The sequence below is a fragment of the Mycobacterium sp. SMC-4 genome, assembly GCF_025263265.1.
GTDB lineage: Bacteria > Actinomycetota > Actinomycetes > Mycobacteriales > Mycobacteriaceae > Mycobacterium.
In genome coordinates, this window is sequence record NZ_CP079869.1 from 1,027,627 (window position 1) to 1,052,482 (window position 24,856).

26 protein-coding genes are annotated in these 24,856 nt (G+C 68.6%); 16 read left to right on the forward strand and 10 right to left on the reverse strand.

Annotation, left to right across the window (positions count from 1 at the left end; translation table 11 throughout):
* Positions 1–4: 4 nt before the first annotated feature.
* A complete protein-coding gene (locus KXD98_RS04950) occupies positions 5–1,006 on the reverse strand; it encodes a magnesium transporter (RefSeq protein ID WP_260762149.1) in 1,002 nt (333 codons plus the stop codon).
* On the reverse strand, positions 1,003–2,358 hold the full coding sequence (locus tag KXD98_RS04955) for a wax ester/triacylglycerol synthase family O-acyltransferase (protein WP_260762150.1): 1,356 nt from the start codon (positions 2,356–2,358) through the stop codon (positions 1,003–1,005). Before KXD98_RS04955 ends, KXD98_RS04950 begins: the two co-directional genes overlap by 4 nt.
* A 125-nt stretch (positions 2,359–2,483) precedes the next feature.
* Here KXD98_RS04955 and KXD98_RS04960 point away from each other — a divergent pair, with 125 nt between their 5' ends.
* Entirely contained in the window at positions 2,484–3,125 is a 642-nt protein-coding gene (locus KXD98_RS04960; RefSeq protein WP_260762151.1) for a response regulator transcription factor, read from the forward strand.
* Here KXD98_RS04960 and KXD98_RS04965 read toward each other — a convergent pair.
* Positions 3,122–4,549: a flotillin family protein gene (locus KXD98_RS04965; RefSeq protein WP_260762152.1), complete on the reverse strand. Its 1,428-nt coding sequence runs from the start codon at positions 4,547–4,549 to the stop codon at positions 3,122–3,124. The two genes, KXD98_RS04960 and KXD98_RS04965, sit on opposite strands and share 4 nt — an antisense overlap.
* A gap of 2 nt (positions 4,550–4,551) precedes the next feature.
* Entirely contained in the window at positions 4,552–5,103 is a 552-nt protein-coding gene (locus KXD98_RS04970; protein WP_260764989.1) for a hypothetical protein, read from the reverse strand.
* 201 nt (positions 5,104–5,304) lie between these two features.
* On the opposite strand from KXD98_RS04970, the gene KXD98_RS04975 reads away from it, so the two are divergent.
* From KXD98_RS04975 to truA, 9 genes are all read left to right on the forward strand, one after another.
* A complete protein-coding gene (locus tag KXD98_RS04975; RefSeq protein WP_260764990.1) occupies positions 5,305–6,510 on the forward strand; it encodes a S9 family peptidase in 1,206 nt (401 codons plus the stop codon).
* Between the two features lie 238 nt (positions 6,511–6,748).
* Positions 6,749–6,970 (forward strand): translation initiation factor IF-1, encoded by a 222-nt coding sequence (gene infA / locus KXD98_RS04980; protein WP_003418601.1) that lies wholly within the window; start codon positions 6,749–6,751, stop codon positions 6,968–6,970.
* A 36-nt stretch (positions 6,971–7,006) separates the two neighbouring features.
* Positions 7,007–7,120 carry a 50S ribosomal protein L36 gene (gene rpmJ, locus KXD98_RS04985; protein WP_003879483.1) on the forward strand — a complete coding sequence of 38 codons (114 nt, stop codon included), beginning with the start codon at positions 7,007–7,009 and terminating at the stop codon, positions 7,118–7,120.
* A 177-nt stretch (positions 7,121–7,297) separates the two neighbouring features.
* Positions 7,298–7,672 (forward strand): 30S ribosomal protein S13, encoded by a 375-nt coding sequence (rpsM, locus tag KXD98_RS04990; RefSeq protein WP_260762153.1) that lies wholly within the window; start codon positions 7,298–7,300, stop codon positions 7,670–7,672.
* Positions 7,673–7,678: 6 nt separating this feature from the next.
* Entirely contained in the window at positions 7,679–8,089 is a 411-nt protein-coding gene (rpsK, locus tag KXD98_RS04995; protein ID WP_011895801.1) for a 30S ribosomal protein S11, read from the forward strand.
* Between the two features lie 18 nt (positions 8,090–8,107).
* On the forward strand, positions 8,108–8,713 hold the full coding sequence (rpsD, locus tag KXD98_RS05000) for a 30S ribosomal protein S4 (RefSeq protein WP_260762154.1): 606 nt from the start codon (positions 8,108–8,110) through the stop codon (positions 8,711–8,713).
* A 79-nt stretch (positions 8,714–8,792) separates the two neighbouring features.
* Positions 8,793–9,857, forward strand: a complete 1,065-nt coding sequence (locus KXD98_RS05005) for a DNA-directed RNA polymerase subunit alpha (RefSeq protein ID WP_260762155.1) — start codon at positions 8,793–8,795, stop codon at positions 9,855–9,857.
* 62 nt (positions 9,858–9,919) lie between these two features.
* Complete coding sequence (gene rplQ / locus KXD98_RS05010; protein ID WP_260762156.1) at positions 9,920–10,528, forward strand: 50S ribosomal protein L17; 609 nt, start codon at positions 9,920–9,922, stop codon at positions 10,526–10,528.
* A 7-nt stretch (positions 10,529–10,535) separates the two neighbouring features.
* Complete coding sequence (gene truA, locus KXD98_RS05015) at positions 10,536–11,414, forward strand: tRNA pseudouridine(38-40) synthase TruA (RefSeq protein ID WP_260762158.1); 879 nt, start codon at positions 10,536–10,538, stop codon at positions 11,412–11,414.
* A 3-nt stretch (positions 11,415–11,417) separates the two neighbouring features.
* On the opposite strand, the gene KXD98_RS05020 is transcribed toward truA, so the two are convergent.
* From KXD98_RS05020 to KXD98_RS05030, 3 genes are all read right to left on the reverse strand, one after another.
* Positions 11,418–12,119, reverse strand: coding sequence for a cutinase family protein (locus KXD98_RS05020; RefSeq protein WP_396883106.1), 702 nt, complete (start codon positions 12,117–12,119; stop codon positions 11,418–11,420).
* A 69-nt stretch (positions 12,120–12,188) separates the two neighbouring features.
* Positions 12,189–12,851: a cutinase family protein gene (locus tag KXD98_RS05025; RefSeq protein WP_396883108.1), complete on the reverse strand. Its 663-nt coding sequence runs from the start codon at positions 12,849–12,851 to the stop codon at positions 12,189–12,191.
* Positions 12,852–12,895: 44 nt separating this feature from the next.
* A complete protein-coding gene (locus tag KXD98_RS05030) occupies positions 12,896–13,912 on the reverse strand; it encodes a DMT family transporter (protein ID WP_260762160.1) in 1,017 nt (338 codons plus the stop codon).
* An 85-nt stretch (positions 13,913–13,997) separates the two neighbouring features.
* Here KXD98_RS05030 and KXD98_RS05035 point away from each other — a divergent pair, with 85 nt between their 5' ends.
* Positions 13,998–14,549 (forward strand): CGNR zinc finger domain-containing protein, encoded by a 552-nt coding sequence (locus KXD98_RS05035; RefSeq protein ID WP_260764992.1) that lies wholly within the window; start codon positions 13,998–14,000, stop codon positions 14,547–14,549.
* Positions 14,550–14,593: 44 nt separating this feature from the next.
* Positions 14,594–15,973, forward strand: coding sequence for a type VII secretion protein EccB (gene eccB, locus KXD98_RS05040; RefSeq protein ID WP_260762162.1), 1,380 nt, complete (start codon positions 14,594–14,596; stop codon positions 15,971–15,973).
* On the opposite strand, the gene mycP is transcribed toward eccB, so the two are convergent.
* Together mycP and eccD are read right to left on the reverse strand one after the other, a co-directional pair.
* Positions 15,947–17,227 carry a type VII secretion-associated serine protease mycosin gene (gene mycP / locus KXD98_RS05045; protein ID WP_260764994.1) on the reverse strand — a complete coding sequence of 427 codons (1,281 nt, stop codon included), beginning with the start codon at positions 17,225–17,227 and terminating at the stop codon, positions 15,947–15,949. The two genes, eccB and mycP, sit on opposite strands and share 27 nt — an antisense overlap.
* 50 nt (positions 17,228–17,277) lie before the next feature.
* Entirely contained in the window at positions 17,278–18,588 is a 1,311-nt protein-coding gene (eccD, locus tag KXD98_RS05050; RefSeq protein WP_260762163.1) for a type VII secretion integral membrane protein EccD, read from the reverse strand.
* Between the two features lie 95 nt (positions 18,589–18,683).
* Here eccD and eccCb point away from each other — a divergent pair, with 95 nt between their 5' ends.
* The 4 genes from eccCb (at position 18,684) to KXD98_RS05070 (ending at position 24,031) form a co-directional block, all read left to right on the forward strand.
* Positions 18,684–22,202, forward strand: coding sequence for a type VII secretion protein EccCb (gene eccCb, locus KXD98_RS05055; RefSeq protein WP_260762164.1), 3,519 nt, complete (start codon positions 18,684–18,686; stop codon positions 22,200–22,202).
* The gene (locus tag KXD98_RS05060) at positions 22,199–23,314 is read left to right on the forward strand and encodes a type VII secretion-associated protein (RefSeq protein ID WP_260762165.1); all 1,116 of its coding nucleotides are present in this window, start codon (positions 22,199–22,201) and stop codon (positions 23,312–23,314) included. Before eccCb ends, KXD98_RS05060 begins: the two co-directional genes overlap by 4 nt.
* Positions 23,315–23,398: 84 nt before the next feature.
* The gene (locus KXD98_RS05065) at positions 23,399–23,725 is read left to right on the forward strand and encodes a WXG100 family type VII secretion target (RefSeq protein ID WP_260764996.1); all 327 of its coding nucleotides are present in this window, start codon (positions 23,399–23,401) and stop codon (positions 23,723–23,725) included.
* A 9-nt stretch (positions 23,726–23,734) separates the two neighbouring features.
* The gene (locus KXD98_RS05070; RefSeq protein ID WP_260762166.1) at positions 23,735–24,031 is read left to right on the forward strand and encodes a WXG100 family type VII secretion target; all 297 of its coding nucleotides are present in this window, start codon (positions 23,735–23,737) and stop codon (positions 24,029–24,031) included.
* A gap of 126 nt (positions 24,032–24,157) precedes the next feature.
* On the opposite strand, the gene KXD98_RS05075 is transcribed toward KXD98_RS05070, so the two are convergent.
* Entirely contained in the window at positions 24,158–24,784 is a 627-nt protein-coding gene (locus KXD98_RS05075) for a TetR/AcrR family transcriptional regulator (protein WP_260762167.1), read from the reverse strand.
* Positions 24,785–24,856 lie beyond the last annotated feature (72 nt).

Genomic DNA, 24,856 nt, shown 5'->3' on the forward strand with positions numbered 1-24,856 from the left:
GCGCTCAGCTCAGCACCACGGTCACGGCGGCGAAATAGAACAGGATCGACAGGAGATCCTGCAGGACCGTCGCGAGTGGCCCGGCCCCGAACGCCGGGTCTTTCCCGAGACGATGCAGCAGCCAGGGCAGGCACATCGCGACCAGCGTGGACACCGTGCCCGCGCCGAGAATTGTCAGCGAAACTGCCAGTGCAAGAGCGTAGTTCGCCGTCATCAGTGCCACCACCGGCCACATCACCGCGCCCAGCAGAAGACCCACGCAGACCCCGGTGAGTGCTTCTCGCCGGGCGATCCGGCGGATGCCGACGCCAACCGACAGGCCGCGGATCGCCAGCGTCTCGGTCTGGGTGCCCACCGCGTCGGCCAGGTACACGATGCCCGGCACGAAGTACGCGACAGCAAGGTCAGCGTTGAGTTGAGCATCGAAGGCAGTCATCAGCACCGCTGATGCCATTGCCCCGAGCAAGCCGACGATCAGCCACGGAAGGCGATGCCACAACCGTTTTCGGACGGATTCCACGCTGGTGGACCGGGCGGATTCCACATCGCTGAGAAATCCGCCCAGCCGGGCGAGGTCCTCGTCGTGTTCCTCCAACAGCACGCCGAGGAGCCGGTGCGGTGGGATCAACCCGAGGAACCGGGCGTCGGCGTCGACGACGGCCAGATAGGGCTCGGCCCGCTGTACCGCCTGCCACGCCGCATGCTCCTGGTCGGTGTCGGGGGCCACCGTCGGTGGTGCCGGGTCCATCACATCCCCCAGTCGCTGCCCCGCCGCGGCGGCGAACAACGCCTCCACCGTCACGATTCCGGCCAACCGTCGGTCCCCGCCGATCACCGCGATGGCTGCTGCGCTGGCGAACCGCTTGCCGCGCATCGTGTCGAGTGCATTTTCGACCGAGACGTCGGGTGTGAATGCCGGAACATCTCGGGTCGCGTGGTGCAAAGCCTGGTCGACCGGGCCGAGCAGATTCGTCTGGGCAGTAGCGACTGCGGGCGGCGGATTCATGGCTGGGCGGCCATCCAAGACACCGCCGCGCCGATGCCCGCGGCGAGTTCGTCGACATCGGGAAAGGCGTCGAAATCGGTCGTGATCCCGAAGATGACACTGTCGGCGTAGCTCAGGATCGCCACCGCGGTTCGCAGTCCCAGTGCCACCGGCGGGATCGGCAGCATGCGCACGACGTCACGGCCCATCAACTGCAAACGCTGTTGCGGCCCCGGCACATTCGTCGCCAGGGTCACCACACCATTGCGCGGCAGCGACGTCACCGCGCGGATCACCCGGGACACCACGGCGAACGGCGCCAGGTTGAGCGCGGTGGCCACCAGGCTGCCGGCCTGTCGCTGGCCGCTGGCCTTGGCCCGCTCCAATCGCTCGTGCACGGTCCGCAGTTGCGTGATCCGGTCCGGCTCGTCGACAGGCAGATAGGGCAGCATCACCGACACCCGGTTGTCGAGCCGGTGCGCGGCGTCCTCAGATCGTACCGACACCGGGACCAGGGTCCGCAGGGCACGGGGGTGGGGCGCCTCACCGCGTCGCTGCAGTGCGGAGCGGAAGCTGTCCGTGATCGCCCCCAGCGCAACATCGTTGAGCGTCACATCGAACGCGTGGCACACCGACAGCACTTGAGCCATCGGAACCTCGACTGCGCTGTAGCGCCGCATGGTTGTCACCGGACCGTTCAGCGATGAGTCCGACCTGCGGACCAGGCCGTCGACGATCTCCGCGACGCCCCCGAGGGTGGTGGCTGTCGCCGTCAGCAGCGTTGTTGCGGTGCTCCAACCTGCGCGAGCCCATCGCAGCGGGTTGAGCGTCAGCGCCGGCAGCGCCGGCGGGTCGGGGCGGACCGTGTGCGCGGCCCGGATGGCGCCGGCGTAGGTCTGGCCTTCCCCGCCGTCGGACAGGCCGGCGAGCAGGTGCATGGCAGCGATGCCGTCGGCCATGCAGTGATGCACCTTCATCAGCAGCGCCCACCGGTTGGCGGCCAGCCCCTCGATGACCCAGCACTGCCACAGCGGGCGTTCCCGGTCCAGCCTGGGCTCCATCGCCTCGGCGGTGAACCGGAACAGCGCCCGGTCGTCACCCGGGTGCGGCAGGGCGGCCAGATGCAGATGGTGAGCGAGGTCGAAGGTCGGATCGTCGACCCACTCCGGCGCCGACAGGTCGAACCGGTCCCGACGCACCACCTGCCGTAGCCGGGGGACCGCGCGGACCCGTTCGCTCAGGACGTTGATCAGTTCGTCGTGATCGGGCACCGGACCTTCGATGACCGAGACTGCCCCGACCGCCATACTGATGTGCAGGTCGGCGTCCTCCGCGTCGAGGAACCCGGCATCGAACGCGGTCAACCGTTGCACATGATGACTATCGGCGTCGGCGCCGTGCCGGTGGCAGAGTCCGAGGTCCCTGCCGAACAAGGACCTGCGACCCTAGTTGCGGCACCGATTCCCGCCGAGGATCACCTAGGGCGAAGGGTGTCGGGATGGTCCGGGTTTTCGTTGTCGACGACCACGAGGTGGTCAGGCGCGGCCTGATCGATCTGCTCAGTTCCGATCCCGAACTCGACGTGGTCGGCGAAGCAGGTTCGGTCTCGGAGGCCATGGCCCGGATCCCGGCGATGAACCCCGACGTCGCCGTGCTCGATGTACGCCTGCCCGACGGCAACGGCATCGAACTGTGCCGCGACCTGCTGTCTCGGCTTCCCGGGTTGCGCTGCCTGATGCTGACCTCGTTCACCTCCGATGAGGCGATGCTCGACGCGGTACTGGCCGGAGCCAGCGGCTATGTGGTCAAGGACATCAAGGGCATGGATCTGGCCAAGGCGATCAAGGAAGTCGGTGCGGGGCGCTCGCTTTTGGACAACCGGGCCGCGGCGGCACTGATGTCGAAGCTGCGCAGCGCCGCCGAGCACGCCGATCCGCTCTCGGGTCTGAGCAATCAGGAAAAAGCGCTGCTTCACCTGCTCGGGGAAGGGCTGACCAACAAGGAGATTGCCGACCGGATGTTCCTCGCCGAGAAGACGGTGAAGAACTATGTCTCGCGCCTGCTGGCCAAGCTCGGCATGGAACGCCGCACCCAGGCCGCGGCGTTCGTCTCCCGCCTCGACCGCCGAGACCGGCGTTAGAGCGTTGGCGCCGGCGAGTCGTCGTCGGTGCTGAGGTCGGCCCGGTCCGACGTTCTGTTGAGCATCGCTGCCAGGTCGATACCGGAGGACTTGAGCACTTCGACGATCTTGGCGACCGCCATCGGACTGACTCCGAGTAATCCGCCGACCGCGTCCTGGGCGTCGGACGCCCCACCGATGATCGACAGCCGCTCGATCTCCGAGAGCGGAACCGCCGCCGCCTCGGTGGCCTTGACCACCGACTGCAGCACATCGGGCAGGGTCTGCAGTCGTGCCGCCTCGGGGGAGTAGGTGTTCAGCGCCGCGGCGATCTCCTTCTTGCCCGCGGCCTCGGCGACCAGTCTGGCCCTGATGCCGTCGGCCTCGGCCTGCCGTTCTACCCGCAAAGCGTCGGCGGCGGCCTTACGGGCATCCGCCTCGGCCTGTCCGGCCAGGATGGTGGCCTGACGCTGGCCCTCGGCGCGGGCGACGTCAGCTGCTCGCTGTGCTTCGGCCGGAGCGATCACGTCGGCCTGCAGCGCCGCCTGCGCTTGTTCGGCGCGTCGTTGTTCCACCTCGATGCGAGCCTGCACCCGCGCTGCCTCGGCTTGCTCGATCGCGATGCCGACGTCCTTCTGGGCGCGTGCGTTGGCCAGCGGGCCGGCCTGGTCGGCCTGGGCGTTTTCGGCTTCGGTCTGCGCGCGCAGCCGGGCCAACTCGACGTCGCGGCGCTGGTTGGCGGTGGCGATCGCGGTGTCGGCCTCGGCCTGGGCGACCGAGCCCGCCTGGCGGGCCTTTGCCGACTGGATCTGTGAGTCCCGCTCGGCCTCGGCGGTGCCGACGGCAGCGTCGCGCTTGACCTCGGCGATCCGGCGCTGGCCCAGCGATTCGAGGTAGCCGTTGCGGTCGGAGATGCCGGCGATCTTGAGGACGTCGACCTCCATTCCGATGCGGGCCAGGTCGCCGCCGGCCTCGTCGACCACGCTGCGGGCCAACGTGTCGCGATTGGAGTTGAGGTCCTCGACGGTCATCGTGGCGGTGATGCCGCGCAGACTGCCTGCCAGGATTTCGTTGATCTGACGCTGCAACTCGCTCAGATCCGAGGTCAGGAAGCGCTGCACCGCGGTCTGCACGGCTTCGTCGGCCGAACCGATCCGCACCAGGCCCACGGCCTCCACGTTGACCGGCACCCCGTTGTTGGACAGCGCGTTCTGCAGGTTGATGCTGACGTTGAACGGTTCCAGGCTCATGATGTCGACGCGTTCGATGCCGGGGACCCGGAACCTGGCACCGCCACGCACCACCTTCGGGGTGCCGCGCCCGGTGAACACCGCGACCTCGTTGGGCGGCACCTTGATGTAGTTCTTCACATAGATGATGGGCAGCGCGACGAACAACAGCAGCGCCGCCACGGATGCGAGCACCACGATCATCAGCATGGACACGGTCAGTTCCTCTCGATGGCGGGCGGATCGGGATCTGCCCCGGGAATGGTCACGACGTGCAGATAGTCGGGGTCGACGTCGGCGATGTAGACATGGGTGTCCTTGGTCAGCGCCTCGGGTTCGGCGGTGACCGCCCGGGCCCGCACCCGGTTCCCGTCGGCGTCGACGAACGCGACCTCACCCCAGCCGTCGGTGGGAATGTCGAGCGTCACGGTGCCGAGCAACCCCACATAGGACGTTCGGCTGCGCTGCGAGTTGGCCTGCTGGCGGCGCAGGTAGGGCAGCAACACGCCCTGCAGTGCGGCGATCAGGACCAGGCCGCTGAGTCCGGCCACCACGCCGGCGCCCAGCGATCCCAGCCCCGACCAGCCGGCGATCAAGCCGCCGGTACCGAAGCCGAGAAGTCCGGCCGCCAGGCTGGTCAGGCTCAGAAACGGCAGACCGTCGGGGCCGAAGCCGAAGCCGTCACCGCCGACCTCGACGTCGGTCAGCAGCAGCGCCGTGAGCACCGCCACGGCGCCGACGCCGAAGGCCGCGAGGTAGATGGCCGTCACAGCATTGATCTTCGCACTGATCAGGTCCGGGGTCTGCGGACGTGCACGCCCGGATGTGCGGTGAGCCATACGGCACCTGGTGTTGTGACCAAGGTCCGCTGTGGCCGTGTCCGTCGGGCTACTACCGTCGGCAGGGTGGGAGATGCGCAGACCGGCGCCAACGGCGGCGACCGGCAAACACAGCGCTCGGCGCTCGAGCGGCTGCCGGGAGCGGCCCCGTTGCGCAACGCCGTCCTGCCGCTGACCCGGACCGGTAGCTACTACGCCAGATCCTGGCGGGACTATCTGCGAGGCGGGCAGCGCGACATGCCGATCGCCCGCCCGACGATGGCCTTGGCGGCCGAGGCGCTGCGCGATGAGGTCGTCCTGCTCGGCCTGCGGGCCCGTCGTCCGCTCAGTGAACCCGAGGCCTTCGAGCGGATCCATCAGGAGGTCGTCGCCGCACTGGCGTTCTACGGCCGTCGCGGCTGGCTCGACAATCCGGAAGGGTTCTTCGCCGCCCCCGGACCGCTCAAGGACGTCACCGTCGTTCCGGTGCGTCGGCGCAGCCGCTCCTATGCCCGGCTGCGCTGGGACAGCAGCTACCGCCCGCGGCCCGGTGAGCCGGGCGCGGACCGCTGGCTGGGCTACCAGGCCAACACCCGGGGCTACGGGCTGTTGCTGCGCCATGCCGAGCCGCGGCCGTGGCTGGTCTGCATCCACGGCACCGAAATGGGTCGGGCCGGCCTGGATCTGGCCATCTTCCGGGCGTGGTACCTGCACGAGAAGCTCGGGCTCAACGTCGTGCTGCCGGTCTTGCCCATGCACGGGCCGCGCGCCAAGGAGCTGCCCAAGGCCGCAGTGTTTCCCGGCGAAGACATCCTCGACGACCTCCATGCCACCGCGCAGTCGGTGTGGGACGTCCGCGGTGTGCTGTCCTGGATCCGCCGGCAGCAGCCGGGCGCCGCCATCGGTGTGTACGGCCTGTCGTTGGGCGGCTTCATCGCGGCGCTGGTGGCCAGCCTCGACGACGATCTGCTCTGCGCCGTCCTCGGCGTGCCGGTCGCCGACCTGATCGACCTGCTGGGACGCCATTCCGGCCTGGCCCCCGACGATCCTCGGTGGCAGACGCTCGAGCTGGCGGCCCCGCTGGCCCGGATGATCTCCCCGCTGTCGCTGACGCCCCGGGTGCCCGAGGGTGGCCGCTTCATCTATGCCGGGCTGGCCGATCAGGTGGTGCATCCGCGCGCACAGGTCAGTCGGTTGTGGGAGCACTGGGGCCGACCCGACATCGAGTGGTACCGGGGCGGCCATACCGGGTTCTTCCAATCCCGCCCGGTGCACCGGTTCGTCAACGCGGCGCTGATCCAGTCCGGCCTGATCGCCGGAGCCGCCAGGTCCGAGCAGCCCGACCGCCGGACCGGCTGATCGTCTGCGCGGGCAGTCAGCTGCACGTTCGACGATTTTGGGCTGCCCGACCCAGCGGGTAGTATGGATCAACGGTGCGGCTACCGCGCCGACTTCCTGCGTGCCACGACAGGACTCCCCGCCAGACCGGCTCGGGAATTCCTCGAAACCGGCCCACGTTTTCAAGTCGGTCTGAAGGCTGCGCTGACCGAGGCCAGCAAAGCCGATACGAAACGAAAGCTAAGGATCGTCACACAGTATGGCCAAGAAAGACGGTGCCATCGAGGTCGAGGGTCGTGTTGTCGAACCTCTGCCCAATGCGATGTTTCGCATTGAGCTGGAGAACGGACACAAGGTCCTCGCCCACATCAGCGGCAAGATGCGGCAGCACTACATCCGCATCCTTCCCGAGGACCGCGTCGTGGTGGAGCTCTCTCCCTACGACCTGTCGCGGGGCCGCATCGTGTACCGCTACAAGTAAGTCATCCACGAAAGCAAGAAAAGGATCGAACGAGCCGTGAAGGTGAACCCGAGCGTCAAGCCCATTTGCGACAAGTGCAGGGTGATCCGTCGGCATGGGCGGGTCATGGTGATCTGCTCCGATCCGCGCCACAAGCAGCGGCAGGGATGAGCGCTTGCGCGAAGACCAGACAGCGCAGCTAGATCCACCCACAACTGAATGATGACCTCCCAGTACCACTGAGGGCATAGGGCCCTTTCACACGCCCGGCACGGAGGCCGGGCCCCGGCAGGAATCCGGGAACGGACTGGGAACAGACCTCCGCACGAGTAAGGAATGGCACACTCAATGGCTCGACTTATGGGCGTCGATCTGCCGCGCGACAAGCGCATGGAGATCGCCCTGACCTATATCTACGGCATCGGCCGTACCCGCTCCCAGGAGATCCTGGACGCCACCGGCATCAGCCGGGATCAGCGCACCAAGGATCTCAGCGATGACCAGGTCACGCAGCTGCGTGACTACATCGAGGGCAACCTCAAGGTGGAGGGTGATCTGCGCCGCGAGGTGCAGGCCGACATCCGCCGCAAGATCGAGATCGGCTGTTACCAGGGCCTGCGGCACCGCCGTGGCCTGCCGGTGCGCGGCCAGCGAACCAAGACCAATGCGCGCACCCGCAAGGGTCCCAAGCGCACCATCGCCGGCAAGAAGAAGGCCAGGTAACCCGAAGTGGCACAAGCAAAGAAGGGCGCTCCGAAGAAGGGGCAGAAGACCCGTCGCAGGGAAAAGAAGAACGTCCCGCACGGCGCCGCCCACATCAAGAGCACGTTCAACAACACCATCGTCTCGATCACCGACCCGCAGGGCAACGTGATCGCCTGGGCGTCGTCGGGCCACGTCGGCTTCAAGGGCTCGCGCAAGTCCACCCCGTTCGCTGCCCAGCTGGCAGCCGAGAACGCTGCCCGCAAGGCGCAGGAGCACGGCGTCAAGAAGGTCGACGTCTTCGTCAAGGGCCCGGGCTCGGGTCGCGAGACCGCCATCCGCTCGCTGCAGGCCGCCGGCCTCGAGGTCGGCGCGATCGCCGATGTCACGCCGCAGCCGCACAACGGCTGCCGTCCGCCCAAGCGGCGCCGGGTCTAGGGGAGAGGGAACTAGAAAATGGCTCGTTACACCGGACCCGTCACCCGCAAGTCGCGCCGCCTCGGCGTCGACCTCGTCGGCGGTGACCAGTCGTTCGAGAAGCGCCCCTACCCGCCCGGCCAGCACGGCCGCGCGCGGATCAAGGAGAGCGAGTACCGCACCCAGCTGCAGGAGAAGCAGAAGGCCCGCTTCACCTACGGCGTGATGGAAAAGCAGTTCCGCCGCTACTACGAGGAGGCCAACCGCCTCCCCGGCAAGACCGGTGACAACCTGCTGCGCATCCTGGAAAGCCGGCTGGACAACGTGGTGTACCGCGCAGGCCTGGCTCGTACCCGCCGGATGGCGCGTCAGTTGGTCAGCCACGGCCACTTCACTGTCAACGGTGTGAAGGTCGATGTCCCCAGCTACCGGGTGTCGCAGTACGACATCATCGACGTCAAGGACAAGTCGATCAACACGCTGCCGTTCCAGATCGCCCGTGAGACTGCCGGTGACCGCCCGATCCCGGCGTGGCTGCAGGTCGTCGGCGAGCGTCAGCGCATCCTGATCCACCAGTTGCCGGAGCGCGCCCAGATCGACGTGCCGCTCACCGAGCAGCTCATCGTCGAGCTCTACTCGAAGTAACACCGTTCACGTCCCACCCGGGACGTGGATCACCTAACGGCATCAAATAGCGGTTGCCGAGAAGGAGAAAAGAAACACCATGCTGATTTCTCAGCGCCCCACCCTCAGCGAAGAGGTCCTTGCCGAGGACCGCTCACAGTTCGTCATCGAACCGTTGGAGCCGGGTTTCGGCTATACCCTGGGCAACTCGCTGCGCCGCACGCTGCTGTCGTCGATCCCCGGCGCGGCGGTCACCAGCATCCGCATCGACGGAGTGCTGCACGAATTCACCACCGTGCCCGGGGTGAAGGAAGACGTCACCGACATCATCCTCAACCTCAAGGGCCTGGTCGTCTCGTCCGAGGAGGACGAGCCGGTCACCATGTATCTGCGCAAGCAGGGACCCGGTGAGGTCACCGCGGGCGACATCGTCCCGCCGGCCGGTGTCACGGTGCACAACCCCGACATGCACATCGCCACCCTGAACGACAAGGGCAAGCTCGAGGTCGAGCTGGTCGTCGAGCGGGGCCGCGGATACGTGCCGGCGGTGCAGAACAAGGCTTCGGGTGCCGAGATCGGCCGGATCCCGGTCGATTCCATCTACTCGCCGGTGCTCAAGGTCACCTACAAGGTGGAGGCCACCCGAGTCGAGCAGCGCACCGACTTCGACAAGTTGATCCTCGATGTCGAGACGAAGAACTCGATCAGCCCGCGTGACGCGCTGGCCTCGGCTGGCAAGACTCTGGTCGAATTGTTCGGTCTGGCACGGGAACTCAACGTCGAGGCGGAGGGCATCGAAATCGGCCCGTCACCGGCCGAGGCGGATCACATCGCGTCGTTCGCGCTTCCGATCGACGATCTGGATCTGACCGTGCGGTCCTACAACTGCCTCAAGCGCGAGGGTGTGCACACCGTCGGTGAGCTGGTCGCCCGCACGGAGTCCGATCTGCTGGACATCCGTAACTTCGGCCAGAAGTCCATCGACGAGGTGAAGATCAAGCTGCACCAGCTGGGCCTGTCGCTCAAGGACAGCCCGGCCAGCTTCGATCCGTCCGAGGTCGCCGGCTACGACGTCGCGACCGGCACCTGGAACAGCGACGCCGGCTACGACGCCGGCTATGAGGCTGACGACAACCAGGACTATGCCGAAACCGAACAGCTCTAACCAGATCGTCCGTCCCGGCCCTACCTGATACGGGGGTCGGCCACTAACAGGAGATAGTCGCCATGCCCAAACCCACCAAGGGTCCTCGCCTCGGCGGATCGTCGTCGCACCAGAAGGCGCTGCTGGCCAACCTGGCTACCGCGCTGTTCGAGCACGGCCGCATCAAGACCACCGAGCCCAAGGCGCGGGCGTTGCGGCCCTACGCGGAGAAGCTGATCACCCACGCCAAGAAGGGCACTCTGCACAACCGGCGTGAGGTGATGAAGAAGATCCGGGACAAGGACGTCGTGCACGTCCTGTTCGCCGAGATCGGTCCGTTCTTCGCCGACCGTGCCGGCGGTTACACCCGCATCATCAAGGTCGAGAACCGCAAGGGCGACAACGCCCCGATGGCGGTGATCGAGCTGGTGCGGGAGAAGACCGTGACCTCGGAGGCCGACCGGGCTAGGCGCGCCGCGGGTGCGCAGAAGGTGGCCGCGGCTGCCGCGCCGCAGGCTGCAGTGGAGCCGGAGGCCGCCGAAGGTCCGACAGCCGAGGAAACCTCTGCGGAGGCCGAGGCGGTCGCCGAGACCCCGATTGCCGACGAGGCCTCGGCCGAGGGCACAGCAGCCGCGGACGAGGCCTCGGCCGAGGACACAGCAGCCGAGGACGAGAAGGCTGACGACAAGTAGTCATCGCATGAACATGCCCGCCATCGACTCCGATGGCGGGCATGTTCGTCTTCGGCTCGACATTGCCTACGACGGCACTGACTTCGCCGGCTGGGCCACCCAGTCCGGGCAGCGCACCGTCGCCGGCGTCATCGACGTGGCACTGTCGACCATCTTCGGCACCCCGCTCGTCACGCGGGCAGCGGGCCGCACGGACTCCGGGGTGCATGCGACCGGTCAGGTCGCCCACGTCGACGTCCCGACCGCGGCGCTACCGCGCGGCTATCCACGCTCGGTGCGCGCCGGGGAGCCCGAATTCGTCCCGCTGGTGCGCCGACTGGGGCGAATGCTGCCTCCTGATGTCCGTGTGCTCGGGATCGTCCGAGCGGCAAGGGGTTTCGATGCCCGCTTCGCTGCCCTTCGGCGCCACTACGTCTACCGGTTGTCCACCGCACCGTTTGGTGTCGAGCCGCACGACGCCCGCTTCGTGACCGCGTGGCCGCGTCGCATCGATGCCGACGCGATGGCAGCCGCAGGCCGACAATTGCTGGGCTTGCACAACTTCGCCGCGTTCTGCCGACATCGGGCCGGGGCCACCACGATTCGCGAACTGCAGCGGCTGGACTGCCAGCGCGACGGGGACCGGGTCACGGTGTACGTCAGTGCCGACGCATTCTGCTGGAACATGGTTCGTTCGCTGGTCGGCGCGCTGCTTGCGGTCGGCGAACAGCGTCGCGATGCTGCGTGGCTACGCGAATTGTTGACTGCCACGCGGCGCTCCAGCGATTTCGCTGCCGCGCCGGCACACGGTCTGACCTTGGTGGGCGTCGACTATCCGCCGGATGACGAACTGAGTGCACGCATTGCGATCACCCGAGACCTGCGCAGCGCCGACGAGGTCGGCTGATGCCTACAGCCTGGCGGCGATGAAGTCGGCAGCCTGGTTGACCATGCCGGCATTGATGTATGCCGGTGCGAGGTGGTCAGGCCAGTAGTCCCGCCAGTTGTTCGGGTCGGTCGGGTTGCAGATCGGGTCATCCCCGTGACACAACTCGATGGTGCGCTCCTGGTAGAGCGGGTTGAAATTGCTGATCGGACCGACCCAGGCGATCCCGTTGCCGAACAGCGCAACAGCGGCGATGTGCCGATCGGCACCGGCCGGTAGCGGACGCTTGAATCCGAAAGCCGAGATCGGGACGGCCAACACGACGTCGGTCACCGCCGCACCCAGCGAGTACCCACCGAGCACCAGTCGGGTGTCGGGGCAGGTATCGGCCATGTACTGGATGCGTCCGCTCATGTCGTTGGCGCCCAGGTCGATCTCGGTGTCGGCGGGGTATTGCACTGCATAGAGCCGGATGTTCTGGCCGGTTTTGTTGCGCAGGGCCGAGATCAGCGCGTTGCCGATCTGCCCGGCGCCGGGGGCCTCGACGCGTCCGCGCGCGAAGATCAGCTCGGCATCCGGGCACGCTTGTGCCGACGCGATCGGGACCGGCCCGATAAATGCGACGACGGCCGTGACGAATGCGAGCACCACTGACAGGGCTCGGCTTTTCTGGCGTCCGAGCCAATGCTGATGCTGGGGCTGTGCGTGAGTCACCTCGCCGATCATAGCGATCATGCGACACCGGTGCCCGTGGTTAATCCTGGTGTGGCACCAAACGCCGTGTCCGCCAACCGGTCAGACCCGGCCTGCGACGAAGCCCGCGGCCTGGTCGACGAATGCCGGCCCTTCGTAGTTGCGGTGAGCGAACGGGTTTCGGCCATCCGAGCAAATGGGGTCGCCGTCGGCGCACAGGTCGATCGACTTTCCGGCGAAGGCACCGGTGGCAGAGACGGGGTTGCCGAACTTGGTCGAAGGGTTGCCGAACACGGCGACCGCAGCGACGTTGCTGTTGAGTCCGGACGGCAGCGGCGGGGCCGATCCGATGTTGCCGATGCGGTTGCCCAGCGGTGGCACCCCGGCCAGCATGTCGACCACTGCGGCACCCTGGGAGTAACCGCCGAGGACGATGCGGGTGCCGGGGCACTGCGCGGCCATCATCGAGATCCGCGCGGTGGCGTCGGCGGCCCCGGTGGCGGTGTTGAGAAAGTCGTAACTGGCGGGGTAGTTGACGCCGTAGACGCCGACGGTGCGCCCGCCGAGCCGGTTGCGCAGCGAGTCGGCCAGGCCCTGGCCGACTCGGCCCGGACCGGGAGGCTCACTCGTGCCGCGGGCGAACACCACTTCCACGTCGGGGCACGGTTGCGCGGCCGCCGTGGACACGGGCAGGACGAGAGCGGCGGACACAGGTACCGCCACAGCAGCTACCGCCGTCGCGATCCGGCGGCTCAGTCGGTTGATGAGCACAAATCAGCGTAACGTATAGCCGCGCTAAGCGAGCTCGGTCATGACGGATGCGGTTGGCCGACGGCTTCGGGTCCCCGGACCCGGCGGTCACCGTAGCGGGCCAGGGCCAGGCCGAGCAGCACGATCGCGCCGCCGATCGCTTGTGCGGTCGTGACTGCCTCACCGAGCAAAAGCCAGGCCGCCAGCACCGCGAACATCACCTCGGAGAGCCCCACCAGCGACGCGAACCGCGGCCGCAGTCGGGCGATCCCGACGATGCCCAGCGTGTAGGCGATCGCGGTCGGGATCAGGGCCAGCGCGATCACCGGGACCACCGGTGAGGTGGTCACCCCGGCGATGACTGTCGCGGAGGAGGTGAATGTCAGCGGCAGCACCCCGGTCAGGCCCACCGCGGCAACCGTCGCGGCGCCGACCGCCAGGCCGCCGGCGGCCAGCGTGATCGGATGGAGCGCCGGCTGGTCGGGCTGGCGCGAACCGGCGCGGTCGGACATCAGGAAGTAGCAGGCCGCGCATACCGCTGCGGCCATACCCCACCCCACCCCGACCAGGTTGATCTGGGTCGCGGTGAAACCGTTCGGCCCGACCACCCCGAGCACCAGCATGATGCCCGCGATCGCCAGCACGCCTCCGTAGAGCGTCATCGCGCTCGGGCGCTGCCGGGTCGTGACCCACAGCCACGCGATCACCAGGACCGGAGCGGTGTACTCGAGCAGCAGTGCAACACCGACCGACAGGTGGGAGACGGCGTTGAAGTAGAACAGCTGCGCGCCGGCGATCGGCACCAGGCCGTAGGCGACGATCACGCCCAGGTGCCGACGGGCCTCCCGCAGCCAGCCCGGATGGGCAACGGTGGCGAACAGCGCCATCAGCAGCGCACCGCCTGCCAGCCGGGCGGTGACCGCGGCGGTCGGGCTCCACCCCGCGACCATCAGGGACTTGCCGAACGGCCCCGAACAGCCGAACGCGAGGGCCGAACCCACCGCGAAGAGCAGACCGGACCGAAACTGGTCGGTGTCGGCGCGTGGTCCCGACAGCGCGGTGCGCAACGCAGACATCTTCGACCTCCGGACGCAGCATGCGCTGTCATGAGTAAAATCCGATTTGAGCATGACACTACGCACGGGATCGGTCAGGAGTCAATTGCTTTTCAGTCATGACACGGAGCTCACTCTGCGGGCCATCGGTGAGCTGGTGAACAGTGACCGGGTCGCCGGCGAAGACCTTGCCGACCTGTCCGCCCTCGACGCCTACCTGGACCGGCACGGATGGACGGGTCGCCGCGACCACGACGAGGCCGAGCTTGCCGCGGTGCGGCAATTGCGCGAACGGCTGGGTCGAATCTGGTCCGCGACCGACGATGAGGTCCGGGTGGTCGATCAGGTCAATGCGCTGCTGTCGGACACCCGGGCGGCGCCGTGGCTGACCCGCCACCCGGAAATGCCCGAGTGGCATCTGCACCTGGCCTCGGTGCACGATCCGCTGTGGCAGCGCATGGGCGCCGAGATGGCGATGGCGCTGGCCGATGTGATCCGCGCCGGCGAACTGCGTCGCCTCAAGCAGTGCGCGGCCCCGGACTGTTCGGCCGTGCTGATCGATTTGTCCCGTAACCGGTCCGGCAAGTTCTGCGATACCGGCAACTGTGGCAACCGCCAGCATGTCGCCGCCTACCGGCAACGTCGCGCCAAGAAGTGAAATCGACTGCCCCTGGCGGCCGTTAGGCTGGCCCAGGGGTGGTGATGACTGGACAAGCCACACGCCTGCAGGTCAGCGGGCACCGGTTCTCGATCCGTCGGATGCAGCATGCGTTGGTCCGCGCGGACGTCCGGATGATCGATGATCCGCTTCGTGCACAACAGCTTTCGCTGGCATCCGGAACCGCCGTGGCGGTGGTCGCGGTCGCGTTGTGCGCAGTGTTGACGATGCTGCGCCCCGGCGACGACGTCGGCGGCGCGCCGGTCGTGGTCGTCGCCCAGACCGGCGCGTTGTACGTCACGGTGCAGACCACGGTGCACCCGGTGCCCAATCTGGCCTCAGCTCGCCTGATCACCGGTTTCACCGGCGCTCCGAAGACAGTGTCGCAACGGGCCATCGACAACGCCACCCGTGGCCCGGCGCTCGGCATCCCCGGTGCGCCCGGACATCTCGGCCAGCCATCGGTGCCGACGGAGTCCGACTGGACGGTCTGCGACGACGAGCAGGGTCACACCACCGTGATCGCCGGCTCAGCACAGGACCTCGCCGACGAACCGCGCAGCAACGTGCTGGTCGCGCTGCGGGGCAATCCGGCGGCGACCTATCTGCTGCACGACGGTTGGCGATCCCGGGTCGACCTGCGTCATCCCGCGGTGTTGCGGGCACTCGAACTCGATCGGGCGATCCCGCAGCCGGTGTCATCGACTGTGCTGGCCTCGCTGCCGGAGGCACCGCAGATCGCACCGCCACGAATCCCGGCTGCCGGTGCATCCGGCCCCTCGGTGTTGGGCGGCCTGCGAGTGGGAGCGGTGTTCGCGGTGCCTGCCACCGCCGGCGGCCAGGATCACTACGTCGTGCTGTCCGACGGGGTGCAGCGCATCGGCCAGGTCGTGGCGGACCTCATCCGCTACACCGATCCGGACGCCGGCCACCAGATCCCGGTGTTGGCTCCCGATGTCGTCGGGGGACTTCCGGTGCGCACCAGCCTGGCGGTTGCGACCTTTCCCGAGCGCGCTGGTGCCGAACCTGCTCCGGTGGTCTGCACCCGGTGGCGCCCCGACGGCGCCGTCGGCACCTCCCACAGCACGGTCGTGCCGGCCGCCTCCCTGCCGTCGGGGCGGCCGCCGCAGCGGCTGGTCCAGGCCGACGGAGCGGGTCCAGCCGTCGATGCCGTCGCGATTCCCGCCGGACGCCACATCTTCGTACGCAGTTCGGGTCTCACCGGGGTCGGCCAGCAGGGCGGCCCGCTGTTTCTGGTCACCGACACCGGTATGGTGTTCGGCGTCGGCGACCACGATGCCGCCGCTCGGTTGGGGTTGACCGAGCCCGCCGTCCCGGCGCCCTGGCCGATTCTCGCGACGCTACCCCGCGGACCTGAATTGACCCGTCACGCAGCATCAGTCGTCCGTGACGCGGCCCCGTAGCCGGCCGAGTGCGGCCGCGACCACACCGACCCCGCCGACCAGACTCAAGCAGATCAGCACGGCGCTGACCGCGGACCGATCATGCCCCGGCGTCGACACAGCCTGCGGTGGTGGCGGCAACGTCGGACGGGTCATCGGGCTGAGCCGGGTGTTGCTGGTGGCGGTGGGTCCGGATACCGCGGCCAGGATGTCGACGACACCGTGGCCCACGACGGGATTCCACCCGCCGGTCGGATGCAGTGCGGTCTCCTCGATACGTGCCATCACCTGCCGCGCCGTCAATTCCGGGAATCGGGCACGGACCAGTGCTGCGACGGCACTGACCACCGGTGCGGCATAACTGGTTCCGGACAGTGCGGTGTCCTGTGGTGAGCGGTCGACCAACCCGTCCGCGGCCGCCGCCAGCGACACCACGTCCTCACCCGGAGCGGCCACGTCGACCCACGGCCCGGCAAGGCTGAACGGTGACGCGTGCCCATCGGCCCCGACCGAGCCGACGGTCAGGACGTAATCGTCATACCAGGCCGGGCTGACCACCACCGCGACGTCGGCAGCGTTCGCGGCATCGCGTGGGTTGGCATCCGGACACTGGCCGGGCCCGCCGACGTTGCCGGCCGCACTGACGACGACGACGTTCTTGACGTCCACGGCATAGGCCAGCGCTGCGCCCAGCGCGCGGTCGTCGAGGTCGGCGTCGACGGACTGGCAGGCCACCGAAGAGACGTTGATGACCCCGGCGCCGAGATCGGCGGCGGTTCGAACTGCCGCGGCCAGCGTGTCGACATCGCCGACCCCGGACTGGCTCCGATCGTCGGAAACCCGGAACTTGTTGCTCGACTGGCGAATTGCCAGAATCGCCACATCGGGTGCAATGCCGGTGAAGCCCGGCGGGGTGTCGCTGTCGGGGCGCGCCGCGATGATGCCGGCAACAGCTGTGCCATGGCCGTCGCAGTCGGCGGTACCGTCCTGGGTCGATACGAAGTCCCCGCCAGGGATCAGGTTGGGCAGACGTCGGTGTGGCGCCACACCGGTGTCGATGACCGCGACCGTCTGACCGGCGCCGCGAGTCAGCGCCCACACGCTCGCGGCGTCCCATGCCGGAGCCCGGTCGAGCGCACCGGCACCGGGCCGGTCGGCCACGCAGTCATCGTGTCGCATCGTGGGTGCCGGCGGTGCGGGCGCGGCCGCCGGCGGGAGCAGGGTGTCGTCGACCGGTGGCGGCGAGACCGCGGCCGCGGTGGGCGCGGTAGCCATCACCAGCAGAGATATCGTGGCCGACAGCGCGGCCAGCACCCGTGGCAACCTCACAGCAGACCGTCACCGCGAACCCAGCCGTACACCCCCGCCGCCCATAGGGCCAACGGGACGACGGCCGCCAACGCGGCGTACTCCAGGAGCTGCGCACTCTGGCGCAGCACAGGATTGGCGGGCCGGCCGCGAGATCGCCAGTACACCAGCGCGGTGCAGCCCAGTGCTGCGCCGGCACACCACCAGTGCGCATACAGCGGCCACCGGTAGGTCAGCGCGCCGAACGCGGCCAGCCACGCCATCGCGGCGCCGGTACGCAGTGCGACCCGCCGGGTCGGGTCGTAGTGGCTGCGCGCCTGCAGGGACAGCAGTAGGCCGACATCGGCGGCCAGTGCGACTGACAGCGGGCCCGCACGGACACCGTCGGCGACCACAGCAAGCGCCGCCCACCCCGCGCACATCGCCCATCCGATCACCAGGCCGGTCACCATGCGGTGCGCGGCCGCGGCGGCGCCCGGTGTGACGACCTCGCGTGCGGGCGATAGCCCGGCGGCGCCGACCGCCAGCCGGGCGGCGAACGTCAGTGCCGCCACGCTGCTGACCGCGAGAGCGGCGCCGGTGGCGCCCAGCGGCAGCGGCACCACCACACCGATCGCGGCGACTGCGGCCACGGTCACCGCCGCGGCGGATATCGCCATGTGCACCGTCGCGAGGTGCGCCGCATGGCTCAGCGCGCTGCGCAGCAGCATGGACATGGCGCACCCGGCCCCGGCGGCGAACAGCGTGCCGAACTGCCAGGAAGGTTGAGGTGCGGCGAGATAACCTGTCACGGTCGCGAAGATCACCGCCCCGACACTGAAGGTGATCGGCAGTGGGCAACGGCGGTCGGCGAGCACCACGGTCGCGGCGCCCGCCGAGAGCGCTGCGGCACACCACAGGCGCAGTTCCGCTCCGCCCGGCCACGCCAGCACCGCGGCGACTACCGCAACGGTCACCAGACCCGCCCCTTCGCGCAGCGCCGGATGCCGGCCCGGGTCGATGTGCGTCCTGGACGCCACCGAGGACGCGACCAGCGCAGCCGCGTCGACCGGTGATCGGCGGGGCGCCGGCACCCCGGTGACATCGAGCACCAGGACATCGCCGTCGCCGACAGCGTTGTCCTGCAGTGTCTTCGCGGTGTCCAGCACACCACCGGTCAGGCGGCTCAGGTGCCAGCGTCGGGGACCGGCAACAACTTCGCCGCAGACGAGGTCGACCAGCGCGGGCAGTAGCATGCCGACCGGACACCCTGCGGGAACACTGACATCGACCGTCGACGGGTCCGACCGTGGCGAGAATATGGACAGCCGATACAGCGAATCACGCATGCAGTCAACGTAACTCCGTGAACTCCTGGTGCCGATCGGTAATTGCCCGGCTGTGGATGGAACGCGGGCGTGTTGTGGTGCGTCTATTCGAGGTGATGGAACCTGCCACCACAACACGGATCACTCTCGACGCTCCACCGGACGTGCCCGAGCCGGCGCCGATGGCCGCGATGGCCAAACTGATGCCCGTCGTGATGCTCGTCGCGATGCTTGGGATGGGTGCGTGGTATTTCAGTTCAGGCGGCACCCGGCAACCGATGGGGTTGTTTTTCCCGGCGATGATGGTGTTCTCGGTACTCGGATCGCTGGTCTACGGTGTCCGTGCCGGCGGCCGCGGTGGAGAACTCAACCGGCGGCGTGCCGAGTACCTGCGCTACCTGGCCGGCGTCGAGCAGACACTGATGGCAGCAGCTGACGAGCAACACCGTGGTCTGCATCTGCGTCACCCCGACCCGGCCGCACTGTGGACAACCCAGGGCGACCGGCGTGCGGTCACCGGCGGCGACGTCGGCCGGGTGCGGCTGGGACTCGGAAAATGCGCAGCCGCGACGCAGGTGGTCCTGCCGAACCTGCCGGCCGAGGAGGTCGCCGACCCGGTCACGACCGGTGCGGTACGTCGCCTGGTGCAGTCCTATGCGGTCATCTCCGATGTCCCGGTCACCCTCGACCTGCGCACCACCGGGGAGATCCGGGTCAGCGGAGCCGTCGACCAGTGCCGCGGGCTGGTGCGCGCGGTGATCTGCCAGCTCGCCACCGGCCACCACCCCGACACGGTGAGCTTCGCGGTGTGGGCGGGCCGCAGCGAACGGCCAGCCTGGGAATGGCTGAAATGGCTCCCTCACCACCATGATTCGCCGAACGCACAACGTGTGATGATCGTGGATGGCGCGCAGAGCCCGCCCATCGACGACGCGCTCACCGTCGTGACCATCACCGATGACCCATCGACGAATCCGGTGGCGGTCCTCGCCGATGGACTCGCGGTGAGCGTCACAGCCGACGCGATGAACGAGGTCGACGCAACGGCATGTGCACGCCGCCTGGTGTGCTCCGGCACCTTTCGGCTCGGCACCGCACCCACGGCTGGAGACTGGTTGTCGCTGAACGGGATCGTCGACCTGGAGACCGTCGAGGTCGACCGGTTGCGGGATGACCGCCACCCCCGGGATCTGCTGCGGGTCCCGATCGGTGTGGCTGACGACGGCAGTGTCGTCACGCTGGACATCAAAGAGGCAGCGGCCGGGGGCATGGGGCCGCACGGGCTGTGTGTGGGCGCCACGGGCTCTGGCAAGTCGGAGTTCCTGCGCACGCTGACGCTGGGCATGATCGCCGCGCACTCGCCCGAAGATCTCAACCTGGTCCTGGTCGATTTCAAAGGCGGTGCGACCTTTCTCGGATTCGAACGGGCCCGACACGTCGCGGCGGTGATCACCAATCTGGTCGACGCGGCACCGCTGGTCGCCCGGATGCGCGACGCGCTGTCCGGCGAGGTCACCCGTCGTCAGGAACTGCTGCGCGCCGCCGGCAACCTCACCGATATCGCCGGTTACCGCGCTGCCCGGTCCCAACGCCGCGACCTGGTGCCGCTGCCGGCACTGTTCGTCGTCGTCGATGAGTTCTCCGAATTACTGAGTCAACACCCGGATTTCGCTGACCTGTTCGTCGCGATCGGCCGGCTGGGACGCTCGCTGGGCATTCATCTGCTGCTGGCCAGCCAGCGTCTCGACGAAGGCCGGCTGCGGGGACTGGAGACCCACCTTTCCTACCGGATCTGCCTGAAGACGTTCTCGGCCGGCGACTCCCGGGCCGTGCTGGGTGTCCCGGATGCCTACCACTTGCCGGCACAACCCGGCGCGGCATACCTCAAGACGACCGACGCGACGATGACGCGGGTGCAGACGGCGTTCGTCTCCGGCCACCACAGCGTCCCGGCGCGTTCGGTTGACGACGACCCACGTCCCGCGGTGGCGCTGTTCACCGGTGCGCCCGCACCGGTGGCGACGACCATCGCGCGGCGCACCCCACTGCTTGATGCGGTGCTGGCCCGGTTTGCCGAGACCGGTCCGGCCGCACATCCGGTGTGGTTGCCGCCGCTGCGCCGATCGCCACAGCTGGACGCCCTGCTGGGCGCGGCGTCACACCTGCGGGTACCGATCGGGGTGATCGACTGTCCCTTCGAACAGCGTTATGAGCCGCTGGTGCTCGAATTATCGGGCTCAGCAGGCAATGTCGCGATCATCGGGGCAGCGCAGTCGGGCAAGTCGACCACACTGCGCACCGTCATCTGTGCGCTGGCAGCCACCCACGAAGCCTCACAGGTTCAGTTCTACTGCCTGGACTTCGGTGGCGGCGCCCTGGGCAGACTGGGCGATTTGCCGCACGTCGGATCGGTGGCCGGGCGTGGCGACACCGAACTGTGTCGCCGGACCGTCGCGACCGTCGAGTCGATCCTGCGATCGCGGGAGAAGGCGTATCGGGCCGACGGCCCAACGGCGACCGGCCCCCGTGCCGACCCTGAGGTGTTCCTGGTGATCGACGGCTGGTCCAGCGCGCGCCAGGAGTTCGACGGCCTCGATGCCGCCATCACCGCGCTGGCTGTCGGGGGGCTGTCCTACGGAATCCACGTGATGCTCGCCGCGTCCCGGTGGGCCGATCTGCGGCCGGCGCTCAAAGACCAGGTCGGCAGCAGAATCGAACTGCGGCTGGGTGATCCGGCAGAATCGGAGATGGATCGTCGGCGTGCCCGCGAACTCGCCGCAATGCCGGCCGGGCGCGGACTGACGCGCACCGGACACGAGCTCGCCGTCGCCGTGCCCGACGGCGTGACCCCCCGATACACCCCGGGAACCCCGGCGGCACCGCCGGTCGAACTGCTCCCGGAGCGGGTCGACCTGCGCGCGATCGGCGGGCCGTCGAGTCCCGGCGAGGTGGTGCTCGGAGTGGGGGAGGGCGACCTGGCGCCCGTCCGCCTCGACCTGCGCGAGCATCCCCATCTCCTGGTGCTCGGTGATTCGGAGTGCGGTAAGACGGCGGTACTGCGGATGTTGTGCACCGAGCTGGCCGACACCCACACCGCCGCGCAGCTTCAACTCGACATCGTCGACTACCGCCGATCGCTGCTCGGCGTCGTCGAGACCGGACATCTGGGCGGATACTCGGTCTCGCCGGTCGCGCTGCTGGGCCGCATGGCCGCACTGCAGGAGCAGCTGACCGCCCGGCTCCCCGACGAACGCGTCACCCAGCAGCAGCTGCGGAGCCGTTCATGGTGGGAAGGCCCGGAGATCTACCTCATCGTCGACGACTATGACCTGGTGGCCGGCGCGACCGGAAATCCGTTGACTCCGCTGGCCGATCTGCTGCCGCACGCTAAGGACCTGGGGCTGCACGTGATCGTGGCCCGTCGGTCGGGCGGCGCCGCGCGCGCCATGTTCGACCCGGTGCTGGCGCGGCTGCGCGACATGGGATGTAGCGGCCTGATGATGAGCGCCGATCTGGACGACGGCGGGGTGTTCGGCGGGGTCCGGGCGGGCCCGCTGCCGCCCGGCCGCGCGACGCTGTCGGTGCGGGGCCGCGGTACCGAACTCATCCAGCTGGGCTGGGTCGATCCACCGTGACCGCGGCTGTGGTCGAGATCGGGCCCAACACCGTTCGGGGTTCACGCCATCGGCTCCCGGACTGGGTCGTCGGCGCCGTCGAGGCGATCGACGACGAACTCGGCTTGCTGGACGAGCGGCCGGTGCCGACCGTCGAGATGTGGTGCGATGTGCTCGACGCCGCCGTTGGTGACCATGCCGGTGCGGTGGTCCTGGTGCTGCCGACGTGGTGGTCGGCACACCGCAGCGCTGTCGTCACCGCGGCCGCGCACCGCGCTGTGCACCACTTCCGCGTGTACTCGCGGGCGGCGCTGCTGACCAAGGGCACCGATGCGGTGGTGATCGAGGTAGCCGAGGAGGTGCTGCTGGTGGCCTCGGCGCACGCTGAACCGGTGGTGCTCGACCGCCGGGCGGCGGATCTCACGGCGCATCTGGGCGGCGTGGGCCGGGTGCTGATCGACGTCCCCGCGGGCGTGACACCCCTGGGCGCAGACCAGGTGGCACAGCTGCGCGCAGCCGGTCTGCAGGTCGGTTATGCCGGTAGACAACAGTTTTCCGACACCGCCTCCGAAGAGGATCGGGCACCCCAGGCAGGGCCCGATCGTGACCGCAGGCGCGGAGCCGGCAGGGCTGCCATCGTCATCGTCGCTGCCACTGCCGCGGGGTGGGCGATGCACACGCCGGCCACCCCGGTGCCGCGCGACGGGTCGACCGTCGTGACCGAGGGCCGCGTCGGCGTGCGTGTGCCCGCGCACTGGACCGTACAGCGCGTCACCGCGGGACCGGGATCGGCGCGGGTGCGGATCGCCGACCCGTCGGGGTCTGCCGCCGTGCACTTCACTCAGTCGTCTCTCGGCGAGGCCGTGGCGCCGGCGGAATTGGCGGACTCGTTGCGCGCGGCCATCGACGCCGAGCCGCCGGGGGTGTTCGTCGACTTCGATCCCGACGGCCGTGTCGGAGCGCGGGATGCGGTGACCTACCGCGAGGTGCGTGCCCACAGCCACACCCGCTGGGCTGTGCTGGTCGAAGGGACCACCAGCATCGCCGTCGGTTGCCAGAGCAGCCCGGATCGAGTCGCTGAGCTGGCCGAGATCTGCACACGGGCAGTCGAATCGGCTCATCAGGCGAATTGACTGGAACCGACTGGGCTGAGACGGCGTCCTAAGTACAGATCGTTCGCGATAACCCGAAAGGACCTGCCGATGTCGACACCCGTCATGCCCCCGCCGTCCGGAGCGGCGGCACTGACCACCGATCTGGACCTGATGGCTGCCGTCGCCGGCCAGACCGACGCCCGCAACGAGGAGCTTCGGGCCATGCTCGGGTCCTTCATCGCCGCGATGAACAGCGTGCCCGCTTCGGTGTGGGGCGGTGTGGCGGCCGCGCGGTTCCGCGAGGTCGTCGAACGCTGGAATGGTGAATCGGTGAAACTGCATGCGGCTCTTGCCCGTATTGCCGAGACCATTCGGGACAACGAGCGCATGCTGCGTGAGGTCGGCGAAAGCCATTCCCAGCGCATCGGTTCCGTCGCGGCCGGGTTGTAGGGGACTCGGATGGATACGATGCTGTCCTACGACTTCGGCGAGATCGAATACACCGTCCGCCGGGAGATCCACGCCACGTCGGCCCGGTTCAACGCTGCCCTCGACGATCTGCGGGCCCAGATTGCGCCGCTGCAGGCCAGCTGGACCCGCGAGGCTGCCGAGGCCTACCGGATCGAGCAGGCCCGTTGGGAGCAGGCTGCCGCCGCCTTGAACGAGATCCTGGTCAACCTCGGCAACGCGGTGCGCGACGGTGCCGACGATGTGGCCGCCACCGATCGCAGCGCCGCCCGGGCCTGGGGTATCTGACCGCACACCCACCAGGCGCCCCCACCAGACTCTGCGCGGCCCCGGACCGGAGGGGAGCCGGCCGGGGCCGCGCAGTACCGGTGTGGCGGCGAGTCGACGTGGAATCGGTTTCGGTTCATGGTCGGTTCACGCGTGCCGAATCGCGCGGTAGGCGGCCTTGCCGACGAGTTCACCCAATTCGTCGGCTGTGTAGGAGTTGTCTGCTGCGAGCAGTCGGCGCACGGCCGCTTCGCCCATCGACACGAACAAGTCCACAAGTACCGGAAGCTTGCGCTCGACGTCGTCGGTCTGCCACCGGTCCAGATCCGGTTCGATCAATTGCGCGAACTGGGCGGCGACGCGCCGCCGCCCGCGCCCGAAGAGATCGGCGACATCGGGACCGGGATGGCAGCAGTACAGCGTGCGCCAGGTGTCGGGTTGGGCAGCCACCGCACGAAGCAGTGCCTGCATGCCCCGCACGAACGCGTCGTGAGTCCGGAGATGTCCGGGTGTCGGGTAGGCGTCGAGAACGCTGGTGAGCAGCGCGTGTTCCTCGCGGGCCAGCAGTGCCTTGATCAACTCGATCCGGTCCGGAAAGCAGGCGTACACCACCGGCCGGGTCACCCCCAGATGTTCTGCGATCGCGCCGATGGTCACCGCCGGGATGCCGCGCTGGAGCGCGATCGCTTTGGCGGCGTCCAGCACCTGGGGCAGTCGCCGTTCCGGGCCCAGATGTGGCGCGCGATTGCGCCGCGTTCTCTTTCCTGCAACCACGAAGGAAAATGATACATTGATGTAGGAAATGAGGCGGGATGCCAACACGCCGAACGAAGAAGGGGGAACGAT

What these genes read in the sequence shown, in the direction of transcription:
- eccCb (WP_260762164.1), top strand. Translation starts at nt 18,684, where the DNA reads ATGGAACCTGCCACCACAACACGGATCACTCTCGACGCTCCACCGGAC.
- rplQ (WP_260762156.1), top strand. Translation starts at nt 9,920, where the DNA reads ATGCCCAAACCCACCAAGGGTCCTCGCCTCGGCGGATCGTCGTCGCAC.
- KXD98_RS05020 (WP_396883106.1), bottom strand. Translation starts at nt 12,119, where the DNA reads ATGATCGGCGAGGTGACTCACGCACAGCCCCAGCATCAGCATTGGCTC.
- infA (WP_003418601.1), top strand. Translation starts at nt 6,749, where the DNA reads ATGGCCAAGAAAGACGGTGCCATCGAGGTCGAGGGTCGTGTTGTCGAA.
- KXD98_RS05030 (WP_260762160.1), bottom strand. Translation starts at nt 13,912, where the DNA reads ATGTCTGCGTTGCGCACCGCGCTGTCGGGACCACGCGCCGACACCGAC.
- KXD98_RS04960 (WP_260762151.1), top strand. Translation starts at nt 2,484, where the DNA reads ATGGTCCGGGTTTTCGTTGTCGACGACCACGAGGTGGTCAGGCGCGGC.
- mycP (WP_260764994.1), bottom strand. Translation starts at nt 17,227, where the DNA reads ATGGCTACCGCGCCCACCGCGGCCGCGGTCTCGCCGCCACCGGTCGAC.
- rpsD (WP_260762154.1), top strand. Translation starts at nt 8,108, where the DNA reads ATGGCTCGTTACACCGGACCCGTCACCCGCAAGTCGCGCCGCCTCGGC.
- KXD98_RS04950 (WP_260762149.1), bottom strand. Translation starts at nt 1,006, where the DNA reads ATGAATCCGCCGCCCGCAGTCGCTACTGCCCAGACGAATCTGCTCGGC.
- KXD98_RS05070 (WP_260762166.1), top strand. Translation starts at nt 23,735, where the DNA reads ATGGATACGATGCTGTCCTACGACTTCGGCGAGATCGAATACACCGTC.
- truA (WP_260762158.1), top strand. Translation starts at nt 10,536, where the DNA reads ATGAACATGCCCGCCATCGACTCCGATGGCGGGCATGTTCGTCTTCGG.
- eccB (WP_260762162.1), top strand. Translation starts at nt 14,594, where the DNA reads ATGACTGGACAAGCCACACGCCTGCAGGTCAGCGGGCACCGGTTCTCG.
- rpsM (WP_260762153.1), top strand. Translation starts at nt 7,298, where the DNA reads ATGGCTCGACTTATGGGCGTCGATCTGCCGCGCGACAAGCGCATGGAG.
- KXD98_RS05005 (WP_260762155.1), top strand. Translation starts at nt 8,793, where the DNA reads ATGCTGATTTCTCAGCGCCCCACCCTCAGCGAAGAGGTCCTTGCCGAG.
- eccD (WP_260762163.1), bottom strand. Translation starts at nt 18,588, where the DNA reads ATGCGTGATTCGCTGTATCGGCTGTCCATATTCTCGCCACGGTCGGAC.
- KXD98_RS05065 (WP_260764996.1), top strand. Translation starts at nt 23,399, where the DNA reads ATGCCCCCGCCGTCCGGAGCGGCGGCACTGACCACCGATCTGGACCTG.